This window comes from Oceanospirillum maris DSM 6286 (genome assembly GCF_000422865.1).
Lineage (GTDB): Bacteria > Pseudomonadota > Gammaproteobacteria > Pseudomonadales > Halomonadaceae > Oceanospirillum > Oceanospirillum maris.
Map to the genome: position 1 here is coordinate 291,075 of NZ_AUGW01000003.1, position 11,799 is coordinate 302,873.

The following is an 11,799-nucleotide window of genomic DNA, read 5'->3' on the forward strand; positions in this document are numbered from 1 at the left end:
AGATTTTACAAGGCTCCTAGAGCCCAGTAACGACCATCACTGAAAAGGCCTAAATAGGTTTTACCACCATGCTCAAAAGGCTCTGCCGCCTCGACAAGCTGGTAAAATAGGTTACGATGCAGCCGCCCAGTTAAGCCCGAGCGCACATGTAAGTAGGGCTTTGGCTCACCCGCCTCAGATTCCTCTACGACAAGAGGGTGCTCACGATCAAGCAGCACTTCATCACCAACATTGGTCACAAAGCGTAACGTACCATCAACAGAATCAAGCTGCTGAGTGATGATAAAAGGCACATCATCAACTTGAATACCTACTTTCTCAACCGGTGTAACCAGATAATAACGGTCTTCTTCGCGTTTTAAAATTGTCGAGAACATGCGAACTAAAGCCACTCGGCCAATAGGCGAACCGTTATAAAACCACTGGCCATCGCGAGTAATACGCATATCAATATCACCACAAAAATCAGGGTTCCATTGATCAACGGGAGGCAAGCCAGACTCACCTTGGTTTTTTTCGATATGCTGTGATAGCTGTGCAGGTGAAAAACTACCGGATAACATTCTCTATCTCCTAATACGAGATATCATTTTAACCCAATAGATAGATAATTACTGCGTTTGTCCTTTCAGGAGCGGAGATGTTTCTTATAGCACTAAACAAAATGTGCTAAGTAATATGCCAAAATAACATAGCTAAATAGCAGGACTAAACCTAAAAAAGCAGCCGAAGCTGCTTTTTACTAACCTATCATCTCAATTCAGCATGAATGATGTGAAAAGTTATTTGAAATACAAATACACGCATTTCTAATCATCAGTCATCTATTAAGACGACTCTTAAGAAACCTTCCAACCTTGTACAGTTTCTTTACCATACTGCTTAATCCAGTCTTGGTAATTCTTCTGACGACCACCACGAACCTCGATCACTTCACCTGTGGTCGGGTTTTTATACTCTGTCGGTGTACGTTTACGGCGAGGCTTACTGCCGTCACTGCTAACATTAGCATTAAACAAAGCAAGAAGTTCTGTCTCTGACTTGTCAAACTTAGCAAGAACTTCTTCAATAGCATTTTTAAACTCAATCTCTTGCTTAAGCTCTTGTTTCTCTTCCATAGCCAGCAATTCTTCTTGTAGCTGGCGCATCAAACGTTCTTTTTCACGGTACTTGTTAATAATAGACATTTGCAATCTCTTCTTAAAATACAGGAGTGTGTGGGGTAATGGGTATTCTTCTTGCCTCAGGCAATTTATGCATCAATCTCGCAATAATGTCATTCAGGCCACGTATCATCATGGCCGCATAGACTGTTTTTAAAATCCTTTAAAACACCTGAAGAAAAGCCTTAATCCAGCTTATATTAATATCAGTACAATAGAATTACAAGAAAACATAAAACAACATATGAATACCGCTATTTATTAATCAGATCCAAAGCCTATTTAATTTTCTATTATCCAGCTCTAAATACATACAGCCTCTTACAAAACAGATCATAAACACTTCCATACGTATAAGATATAAACCACCAAGCATAAATTTCTTACTGAACACCTCTTACTGAACAAGGCAGAGAATCGCAGAGAAGCCCGTGTCAAAAGCAAACAAAAGACAATAAAACATAAGAAATGTTCCCGGCACCAGCCGTATTTTGGATTAACAAAGAGATGTAGAAGTATCAAGAAGATATTGAAAACGCACTCTATTAGATTACGTTTTATTAGATTGGTAAGAAAATATCATCAAAGGAAAAGCGATTTAAAACAGAAAACAGGCCTCAAAGAGGCCTGTAGGCAAGATCCCAAAGTAAAAGGAAAGAACTAAGGCTCTTCTCGATTGCGTCCCCGTTGACCACGATTGCCCATGCGTACACCAATTTCCATCAAGAAGGTAAAGAATTCATCTTTATCTTGAATCACTTCTTGGAAAAATCGAGATTGATACAGTGCCGCAGCGCCATGAACTAAAGCCCAATGGGCGCAATAATGAAAGTACGAAGGAACATCTTCTAATTTATTTTCATCGATACGGTCGGTAATCAGATCCGTTAAGCTTTCTAAGTTACGAGCTCTAAAGTTATGTAATTCGCCTAAAATATCAGACTCACCAGATGCTTTAATCAGCTTTTCCTCTAAACGGGAAAAGAGCAGATATTTGCCTGGGTCCTGCATGCGAAACTCAAAATATGCCCGAGAAAGCGCTTCTTTATCTGCTGAAATTTTAGGGGATTGGAATAGATCTGCGAGATCTTTTTCGTAATCGAGCATTAACCGCAAATAAATTTCAGATTTACTGCGAAAATGCTTATAAATGGTGCCCTTACCAATACCCACATGATCAGCAATCATCTCTACAGTGACGCGATCTTCCCCATGCTCCAGAAACAGCTCTAACGCTGCTGCTAAAATATTGGTTTCTCGTTGACGAAACTCTTGCACTTTACGGGCTTGTTTTTCCACTGCTGATAACGTCATACCATCTACTGCCTAAAAAAATGCACATATTGAATTACCGATGTCACCTGAATACAGTTCACACCGACGGATGCTGCGCTGCACACAGTAACATTATAAGGCCAATTTGACCAGATTGTTTTTTTTTAGTCACGCTGTAATAAAATAACCCCCAAAGCTGAATTTCCAGCTATTGAGGGTTATCTCAAATGATATTGTTTTTTTATATGCTAATGAGGCATTACGCTTAATGGAATATGAGCTAATTTAGGATGCACATTCAACTCAGGATTCATGACAAAAACACCGCCAGCATCTTTAACACAACGTAAGCTCTGTTCGCTAATATCTGAAAAAACCAATTCCCTGTCATTATCACGAATAGTTAGGCAGCCATGTTGATCAAAGAAAACACGGGCTGTATCTAAATTAAAATCTGGACCTAATTTCGGTAACAACACACGGTTGAATGCAGGACGAGCAATGATATCAAACTGTTCGACTTGATATGTTTTCATGTCGATTACTCCATGTTTATTTATTTTATAGTCATTGTTATGTCATACATTCAGTATAGTCTTGTTCGGTTTGGGCAATATGACGCTTTGATGAATTCGTATACAAAGAGCCCTATAACTTGATGCCTGTCACACTCTTCTATCGCACTCTTCTGTCACGGTCTCTGACAGCATCCTTCTGACAGAGCAAAAAAGCAGCATTTTATCTACACGTCTAGGTCATCCGCTGTTATTTTCGGCTTAGCACCTTTAAATAAACGGAAGAAGTTAGCGGTTGTCTGCATCGCAAGCTCTTCGTATGAGATACCCCGCTGCTCTGCGATAAACTCCGCGACATCACGAACATACTGAGGCTCGCATTTTTTGCCACGATGAGGCATTGGTGCTAAATAAGGCGAATCGGTTTCAACAAGCAAAGCGTCTAATGGAACAGCCTTAGCCACTTCTCGGACTTGATCTGCATTGCGGAACGTCACAATGCCAGAAATCGAGATATAATAGCCTAAGGCAACACCGCGCCGAGCCATATCCAAGTCCTCCGTAAAGCAGTGCAGCACGCCTTTTGCGTCAGGGCCATATTGCTCTAGCATTTCAAGAGTGTCTTCTTTCGCTTCACGGGTATGGATAATCACAGGCTTATCAACTTTTTGCGCAGCAATTAAATGCCGCTTAAAGCGCTCTCTCTGAAGCGCTTTGCTTTCTGGCGCATAATGATAATCCAGTCCGGTTTCACCAACGGCCACAATCAGTTCATCCTCGGCCTCTTTAACCAGCTCCTCAACCGTTGGTTCATGGGCCAGATCTTGCAAAGGGTGTACTCCGGCAGAAGCAAATACCGTTGGATACTGACGCGCCATATCTTTTAATTCAGCAACATCGTCAAGCGTAACACTAACGGCCAAAAAGTGGCTGACACCTCGATCATGGGCAGCATTTAACGCCAGAGAAAGATCACCCTGATAAGCAGTTAAATCTAAACGATCCAGATGGCAATGGGAGTCAATAAGGTACATAAAAATCCTGTGTCTTTTGAGTAAGTCATGGGTAAAACGCTATAAGGTATGCGTAGGGCTTTGGGAGTTTAGGCGACCGGCAAGGCTAGCCTCTATTTTATCGCGAAGAGAACCTTGCTTGTCCGTAAATTGAACACCAATACCAGCCATTCTTCGACCATGGGCATCTTGGGGAGTCACCCATACCACATGAGCAGTAACCGGTATCTTCTCTGGTTCAGAGGCTAGGTTAAGTAGCAAGTGTAATGTCTGTCCTAAACGGAAATTACCGCGAGTGGGTAAAAAGAGTCCGCCGTTGTGTAAAAAAGGCATATAGGCTTCATAAAGTTCATCCTTGTTAAGCAAATTCACCACAACCGATCGCTTTACTGCAGCCTTATCGTCGCCGGTTGTATCCATTGAAGAGTCTTGTAAAGAGTCTTGCGCCATAACGATTATACCTTTTTCAATATGCAGATACGGCTATTGAAACATACAGTCATACCAGCATTTTATCGGCCCAGCGGATCAACAAAGCCTCCATTGCAAGCTGAGCATTAGGGTTTGCACCTGATGCTAGTTGTGTGCGTAAACGCCCAACATCCCTAAATAGCGCTTGCGCATGATTAAGTGTTGCGGTGTGCTGCCATTGCCGATACAGAGGCAACATATCAGGAAATGATATTGATGCTTCATCCTCAGTAATACTCCAACGACACCAGTCCGTTAGCCACTGCTGCATCCAGCGTAACGTCCAGCGTATTTCCCCTTCAATAAAACTAGGGGCTAGCTCAACAGGATCGCTACCACGGGTTAGCCCTTCCATCAAGGATACTAGCTTGTCTCGCTGCTTATGCAACGATTCTAGCGCTAGCTCTTGGGCCATCAAAGGATTCCCTTGTGCCATTTTCAGCAGCTTTTCAGCATGCAGTGATGCTTGACTAGAGAGATGATTTTTCAACCAGATCAACGATTGTTCATCATTTGGTATCGGTAATGAAAACTGTTGGCAGCGACTTCTAATTGTCGGGATTACAGCACTTAAGCGGTGAGTCAAAAGAATGAAGAGAATATTTTCACCCGGCTCTTCTAAGTTTTTTAGTAACGCGTTAGCCGCATTAATATTCATCGCATCAGCAGGCTTTAAGATAACCACACGAAACCCACCTTGCTGCGCGGTCTTGTTCGCGTATTGCTGTAAGCTTCGTATTTGCTCTATACGTATCTGCTTACCTTCAGATTCCGGTCGAATCTCTAGTAAATCAGGATGAGTCCCTGCGGCGAACAGTAAACAGGTTGCACAGGTGCCGCAAGCACCATTATTAGGCGTACGACATAATAGATAGGCTGCAAATGCTTTCGCAAGATGATGCTTCCCTACACCTTCTTCCCCAGCGATCAACAGAGCATGAGGTAAGCGGCCTGACTGATGCTGCTGAATAAGCTGCGACCAACATGACTCCTGCCAAGCAAAAGGCTTTAAAGGTGAATCTTTAGCAACATTCGTCATGTTCATTTCCGTTAATCAAACCCTATCAAACAAAAAATCGCGCTAAAACCCCAGCAATATCCTGCTGTACTTTATTAATACTCTGTCCGGCGTTAATCACGGCAAAGCGTTCAGGTTCCTGTTTAGCCCGTGTTAAATAACCTTGGCGAACGGTCTCAAAAAAACGGGTTTGTTCTTGCTCAAAACGATCCGTGGTACCTCGCTTTGTCACCCGCTGTTGAGCAATCTCTGTCGGCATATCAAGCAAAAATGTTAAATCAGGACGAAGTTGTTCCTGTACAAGCTGTTCCAACTGCTCAATCCAGCCTAGATTTAAACCGCGGGCATAACCTTGATAAGCATAGGTCGCATCCGTAAACCGATCAGAGACAACACAACACCCTTGAGCCAAAGCCGGTAATATTTTCTGATGTAGATGCTGCGCCCTTGCAGCAAACATGAGTAACAGCTCCGTTTTTTCACCGACAGACTCTTCTCGTTGTGCCAATAATAACTCACGAATTTCTTCCGCCATAGGCGTACCACCCGGTTCACGGGTCACAACAGATCGATGCCCTTGCTCCGTTAACCACTGCTGAATAAAGGCTAAATTTGTGCTTTTTCCAACCCCCTCAGACCCCTCAAGCGTAATAAAGCAACCTGTCTGTGTTTGTTCTGTTCGAGTCATGAATAATCAGCCTAAATATCTATCAATTTTGCGTGGTAGGTGCGGATTGGTAATTCTTTTTGCGTTTATCTATCTGATAACGGCGTACGGCTCGGTTATGTGCCTCTAAAGTAGAGCTAAACTCATGGCTGCCATCACCACGGGCGACAAAATACAACGAACCATCTTTTAATGGATGCAGGGCAGCATGTATCGCCTCACGCCCCGGAAGTGCAATGGGCGTAGGAGGTAACCCATTGATCCTATAGGTATTATAAGCTGTTTTCTCTTGCAGATGTCGACGGGTAATATTGCCCTGATAACGATCACCCAAACCATAGATAACCGTAGGATCTGTTTGTAAGCGCATCCGCTGCTGTAGCCGCTGAACAAATACACCCGCTATTCGCGGGCGTTCATAAGCAACGCCAGTCTCTTTTTCAATAATGGATGCCATGATAAGCACTTGATATGCATTATCATAGGGCTGTGCGACAGAGTCTACTTGCTGCCATTCCTCATCAAGAACCCGCTGCATTTTGTCATAGGCGCGCTTTAATATTTGTAGATCACTAACGCCTTTATAAAACTGATAGGTATCTGGGAAAAACTGCCCTTCATGATGAGGCACCCTAGATAATGGGCGGCCAGAGACATATTGCATAATCTCGGGATAGCTCATCTCTGCTGATTGAATCGTCAGCTTATCTTGTTGCTGCAATATAGCCAGCGCTTCAGAGAAACGTAACCCTTCTGGCAAAGTAACCTGATAGTGCACCGTATTGCCGGAAACTAAAAGCGCCATTAGCTCACAGGCATTAACACCTATAGGGATTTGATATTCTCCTGCCTTCACTGCAGCTTTGTCTGGATTCAATTTTAACCAGATTTTTAAAGGCCATACTTTAGCCAGCACACCGGACTCTTGGAGTTGGGCAACCACTTGATTCGCTCCCATACCCTGACGAACCTCATAAATCATGGGTTCTTTTATGGATAAAGGTGTGCTCAATAACTGCTTCCAGTAGGCAAAGGCCCCAACAGCAACCATCAAAACCAAGCCTACAATTGCACCGATGTTACGGCGAGTTAGAAACCTCATCGATTTTCCTTAGAAATTAATTCTTACGCACTGCTCTTAAATATTTTTCTAAAAGAGCCCCTTAAGTCATTAAGAAACTAGCGTACTACTTAGACTATCGCCTTCATTCGCTACAGGGTAATTGTAATTTAGGGTGAAAATAGTGACTTAATCGCTGCACCAAAGGATCGTGGGCAGAAGGCCACTGTTTAATAAGCTCACCAGAATCCTGCCGAAAAGATTTAACCGGTATCACCCCCCGAACACTGTTACAGATAAAGACAGCCTCTGCGGCGATAAGGTCATTCTCGGTCAAATCAATAACATGGCAGCAAATTTTAGACGCTCTATCTTTCGAAGAGCTTAACGGCATAGAAGTAGACGCAACAAAACAATCAGAGGAAAGGCCGTCTAAAGAATCAATAATAGCATCACGCATAACACCTTGAACGCCGCATAAATCAAGCTTAGGCGTTAACAATTGCCCGTCTTTCACTAAAAAAATATTCGCCATAGTCGCTTCTATTAGATGAGCGTTTCGGCTAAACATTAACCCTTCAAAAACCTCATCCTGCCACTCTGCTCGCGCCATTACTTGCTCAAGGCGATTAAGGTGTTTCATTCCTGCAAGAAAGGGCTGCTCTGCGAGACGTAAATGACAACAGCGAACATCAACACCTGTTTGATAATGATCGATCTCTGCCAAAGGTAAAGCCATGCCTTGCAATACCCAAGAGCTGCTCATCAGATCGAGAGATCGATAACCACGCCCACCTTCGCCACGGGTTAAGATTAGCTTAGCAATACCGTTCTGTCCTGAAACGACCTTCGTTATATAACGCTGAAGCTGATCACGGCTAAACGGAAGAGGTATACCTAAACGTCCAGCAGAACGAGAGAGTCGCTGCCAGTGACGATCAAACAACCACGATTGCCCTTGAAGAACACGGAATGTTTCAAAGAGACCATCACCATAGGCTAGGCCCCGGTCTTTCACCGTAATACCGTTTTCAGTACGACCATTTATTAGTGTATGGAATGTCATAGAGGTTATTTCAAAATAGGAAGGCTGGGTAAAAGATCACGTCATAATTCAGAAAAAACCAGATAAAGAAAAGGGAGCCTTAAGCTCCCTTTTAACTTAACGTCTTTTATACACGGGAGAACAGCAGAGAGCCGTTAGTTCCGCCAAAGCCGAAGGAGTTAGATAGCGCGTGATCGATTTTCATATCACGAGCCGTATGCGGCACATAGTCCAGCACACAGCCTTCCGCTGGATTTTCTAGATTGATCGTTGGAGGAGCAACCTGGTCACGAATAGCCAACACAGAGAATACCGCCTCTACTGCGCCAGCAGCACCGAGTAGATGGCCGATCATCGACTTAGTTGAACTGACCGCAACATTTTTAGCGGCATCACCCATTACCCGCTCAACCGCACGACTTTCTGCAACATCACCCGCCGAGGTAGACGTACCATGGGCGTTGATATAATCCAATTGATCAGGATTTAGGCCCGCATCTTTTATGGTATTCGCCATGGAAGCCGCTGCGCCACGACCATCTTCCGGTGGTGATGTCATGTGGTAAGCGTCGTCACTCATGCCAAAGCCTGTCAGCTCTGCATAAATCGTCGCGCCACGGGCTTTAGCATGTTCGTACTCTTCAAGTACCAGTACACCGGCACCATCAGACAGAACAAAACCATCACGATCACGATCCCAAGGGCGACTGGCCGTTTGTGGATCATCATTACGTGTTGATAGTGCTCGAGCTGCAGCAAAGCCACCAAGGCCCAATGGCGTTGTCGCCATCTCTGCACCACCAGCAACCATCACATCTGCATCACCATAGGCGATAGTACGGGCTGAATAGCCAATATTATGTGTACCTGTGGTGCAGGCCGTTGTAATAGCAATATTAGGCCCTTGGAAACCAAAGCGAATCGCCAAGTTGCCAGAGATCATATTGATAATACTGCCCGGCACAAAGAACGGCGAAATTTTACGCGGCCCTTTTGCCAGTAAATTATTGTGATTGGCTTCAATCATCGGTAAACCACCGATACCTGAACCAATAGCAACACCGATACGAGAGGCATTCTCTTCGGTACACTCCAGCCCAGAATCGCCCACAGCTTGAATAGCTGCCGCCATGCCGTACTGAATAAAAGTGTCCATTTTGCGAGCATCTTTCGCGGACATGTATTCGGAGATATCAAAGCCTTTAACCGAACCACCAAACTGGGTGGTGAAACCCGTTGTATCAAAGTGTTCGATTGCTGCGATACCGCTTTTACCAGCCAGAATACCGTCCCAGCTGTCTTTTACACTATTACCGAGGGGCGTGATTAAGCCCAGGCCAGTAACAACGACCCTTCTGCGAGGCATTGTGCTTCCTCCAAATACGCTAAAAAACTACCGTGGCTTTGACATAGACCTTGTCAGATAGATCTTGCAACGGCAATAAAAGAAAAGCCGCCTCTGCTACGCAGAAAGCGGCTTCTTTGTAGTCAGTCTAAGACTGAATACTCACCGAATCTTACTGGTGAGAAACTACGTAGTCGATTGCTTCCTGAACGGTAGTAATCTTCTCAGCTTCTTCATCAGGGATCTCAGTTTCAAACTCTTCTTCTAGAGCCATTACTAGCTCAACAGTGTCAAGAGAGTCTGCACCTAGATCATCAACGAAAGAAGATGCATTGGTAATCTCTTCGTCTTTAACACCTAGTTGCTCACTTACGATCTTTTTTACACGCTCTTCGATAGTGCTCATAACTTAAAATATCTCCTGTGGGACAAATTCCGAACTGCAATAAAAGCTGACCGGTATTTTATAGAGGGTTACGGAATGGCGCAATAGCAACCAATCAACAACCCGCTTTAGCGCATGTTCATGCCGCCATTAACTTGCAGAGTTTCACCTGAGATGTAACTCGCACCTTCACTCGCCAGGAAAGCGACAGCGTTAGCAATCTCTTCTGGTTGACCCAAACGGGCCAGAGGAATTTGTGTCAGCAACATATTATGTTGCTCTTCAGGTAATGCATGGGTCATATCCGTAGCAATAAAGCCCGGAGCCACAGCATTCACTGTAATATTACGAGAAGCTACTTCACGTGCCATTGCACGGGTAAAGCCTTCCAGCCCTGCTTTAGCAGCCGCGTAGTTGCTTTGTCCCATGTTACCCATGGTTGCCACTACAGAGCTGATATTCACAATACGACCCCAACGCGCCTTAGTCATACCACGTATCGTTGCTTTAGAAACACGGTAAACAGACTTGAGATTGGTATCTATAACAGAATCCCACTCATCTTCTTTCATTCTCATTAGCAGGTTATCTTTTGTGATACCTGCGTTGTTGATAACGATCAAAGGAGCACCGAATTCTTCTGTAATCGCTTTAACAACAGAATCAACAGAATCTTGAGAGGTTACATTTAGCACATAACCTTTGCCTTTATAGCCTTCTTCAGCAAGGCCTTGAGAAATATTTTCTGCGCCGGACTCAGAAGTGGCAGTACCAACAACAATGGCACCCATTTTTCCCAACGCGTAAGCCGTTGCTCGACCGATACCACGGCTAGCACCTGTGACTAGGGCTACTTTTCCTTCAATACTCATCTGATTCTCCATAAGAGTAAAACTTAGGCGCCTTTAACCAACTCAATCGTCGACGTTAATGATTCAGGATCATTAACTGCAAGCACTTTTAGACTACGCTGAATTTTCTTATTAAGACCGGCAAGAACCTTTCCTGGGCCACATTCAACGGTCGTATCAACACCTTGAGCAATCATATACTCAACACAGGAGACCCAGCGTACAGGGCTATACAGCTGCGCTAATAGATTGGCACGGATGGTATCAACATCGCTTGTTGGTAGACCATTTACATTCTGGACAACAGGAATGCGAGGCTCTTCAATAACAATTTTTTCTAACTCTATAGCTAAGCGATCTGCCGCAGGCTTCATCAGCGCACAATGAGACGGTACACTAACAGGCAAAGGTACAACTCGCTTTGCGCCCAGTTCTTGACACTTAACACCTGCACGTTCTACCGCCGCTTTGCTACCGGCAATAACGACTTGACCTGGGCAATTATAGTTAACAGGAGCAACAACGTCGCCTTCTGCTGCCAATAAGCAGGCTTCTTCTACTTTGTCATCGGACAAGCTAAGAATAGCGGTCATAGCACCTGTACCTTCAGGCACAGCATCCTGCATAAACTCTCCACGCAGCTTAACCAAGTTAATTGCATCGGAAAAATTCATTGCACCGGCACAAACTAAAGCACTGTACTCACCGAGACTATGACCAGAAACCATGGCAGGCCTTGGGCCTTCTAATTCTTGCCACACACGCCAAATAGCAACACTTGCGGTTAAAATCGCCGGTTGTGTTTTGTCTGTTTGATTCAGCGTCTCCGCAGGGCCTTCTTGAGCCAACTGCCAGAGATCGTAGCCTAAAATCTGTGAGGCTTCTTCAAATGTCGTGCGAACTACCGCATAACGATCGGCCAGTTCACTCAGCATGCCTACTGCTTGCGAACCCTGTCCAGGAAAAACAAAAGCCAAGGACTGTGTCATAG

14 protein-coding genes are annotated in these 11,799 nt (G+C 44.4%); all 14 read right to left on the reverse strand.

Features of this window, described 5'->3' with window-relative positions; translation table 11 throughout:
- Positions 1 to 5 precede the first annotated feature (5 nt).
- The 14 genes from G517_RS0101225 to fabD all read right to left on the reverse strand — a co-directional run bounded on the left by G517_RS0101225 (position 6) and on the right by fabD (position 11,797).
- Entirely contained in the window at positions 6 to 563 is a 558-nt protein-coding gene (locus G517_RS0101225; RefSeq protein ID WP_084632008.1) for a DUF1285 domain-containing protein, read from the reverse strand.
- A 276-nt stretch (positions 564 to 839) separates the two neighbouring features.
- Positions 840 to 1,187 (reverse strand): histone-like nucleoid-structuring protein, MvaT/MvaU family, encoded by a 348-nt coding sequence (locus G517_RS0101230; protein ID WP_028302876.1) that lies wholly within the window; start codon positions 1,185 to 1,187, stop codon positions 840 to 842.
- Positions 1,188 to 1,823: 636 nt separating this feature from the next.
- Positions 1,824 to 2,477, reverse strand: coding sequence for a TetR/AcrR family transcriptional regulator (locus tag G517_RS0101235; protein ID WP_245543160.1), 654 nt, complete (start codon positions 2,475 to 2,477; stop codon positions 1,824 to 1,826).
- Between the two features lie 209 nt (positions 2,478 to 2,686).
- A complete protein-coding gene (locus G517_RS0101240; protein WP_028302878.1) occupies positions 2,687 to 2,974 on the reverse strand; it encodes a hypothetical protein in 288 nt (95 codons plus the stop codon).
- 206 nt (positions 2,975 to 3,180) lie between these two features.
- The gene (locus G517_RS0101245) at positions 3,181 to 3,987 is read right to left on the reverse strand and encodes a TatD family hydrolase (protein ID WP_028302879.1); all 807 of its coding nucleotides are present in this window, start codon (positions 3,985 to 3,987) and stop codon (positions 3,181 to 3,183) included.
- A gap of 39 nt (positions 3,988 to 4,026) precedes the next feature.
- On the reverse strand, positions 4,027 to 4,416 hold the full coding sequence (locus G517_RS0101250; RefSeq protein WP_425413764.1) for a PilZ domain-containing protein: 390 nt from the start codon (positions 4,414 to 4,416) through the stop codon (positions 4,027 to 4,029).
- 49 nt (positions 4,417 to 4,465) lie between these two features.
- Complete coding sequence (locus G517_RS0101255) at positions 4,466 to 5,476, reverse strand: DNA polymerase III subunit delta' (RefSeq protein ID WP_028302881.1); 1,011 nt, start codon at positions 5,474 to 5,476, stop codon at positions 4,466 to 4,468.
- Between the two features lie 25 nt (positions 5,477 to 5,501).
- A complete protein-coding gene (gene tmk, locus G517_RS0101260) occupies positions 5,502 to 6,143 on the reverse strand; it encodes a dTMP kinase (protein WP_028302882.1) in 642 nt (213 codons plus the stop codon).
- 22 nt (positions 6,144 to 6,165) lie between these two features.
- On the reverse strand, positions 6,166 to 7,224 hold the full coding sequence (mltG, locus tag G517_RS0101265; RefSeq protein ID WP_028302883.1) for an endolytic transglycosylase MltG: 1,059 nt from the start codon (positions 7,222 to 7,224) through the stop codon (positions 6,166 to 6,168).
- Positions 7,225 to 7,327: 103 nt separating this feature from the next.
- Positions 7,328 to 8,248, reverse strand: coding sequence for an aminodeoxychorismate lyase (gene pabC, locus G517_RS17305; protein WP_084632010.1), 921 nt, complete (start codon positions 8,246 to 8,248; stop codon positions 7,328 to 7,330).
- Positions 8,249 to 8,354: 106 nt separating this feature from the next.
- Positions 8,355 to 9,593: a beta-ketoacyl-ACP synthase II gene (gene fabF, locus G517_RS0101275; RefSeq protein ID WP_028302884.1), complete on the reverse strand. Its 1,239-nt coding sequence runs from the start codon at positions 9,591 to 9,593 to the stop codon at positions 8,355 to 8,357.
- 151 nt (positions 9,594 to 9,744) lie between these two features.
- Positions 9,745 to 9,978 carry an acyl carrier protein gene (acpP, locus tag G517_RS0101280; RefSeq protein ID WP_028302885.1) on the reverse strand — a complete coding sequence of 78 codons (234 nt, stop codon included), beginning with the start codon at positions 9,976 to 9,978 and terminating at the stop codon, positions 9,745 to 9,747.
- A 107-nt stretch (positions 9,979 to 10,085) separates the two neighbouring features.
- Positions 10,086 to 10,829, reverse strand: a complete 744-nt coding sequence (gene fabG / locus G517_RS0101285; RefSeq protein ID WP_028302886.1) for a 3-oxoacyl-ACP reductase FabG — start codon at positions 10,827 to 10,829, stop codon at positions 10,086 to 10,088.
- Between the two features lie 23 nt (positions 10,830 to 10,852).
- Positions 10,853 to 11,797: an ACP S-malonyltransferase gene (gene fabD / locus G517_RS0101290; protein WP_028302887.1), complete on the reverse strand. Its 945-nt coding sequence runs from the start codon at positions 11,795 to 11,797 to the stop codon at positions 10,853 to 10,855.
- Between the last annotated feature and the right edge of the window lie 2 nt (positions 11,798 to 11,799).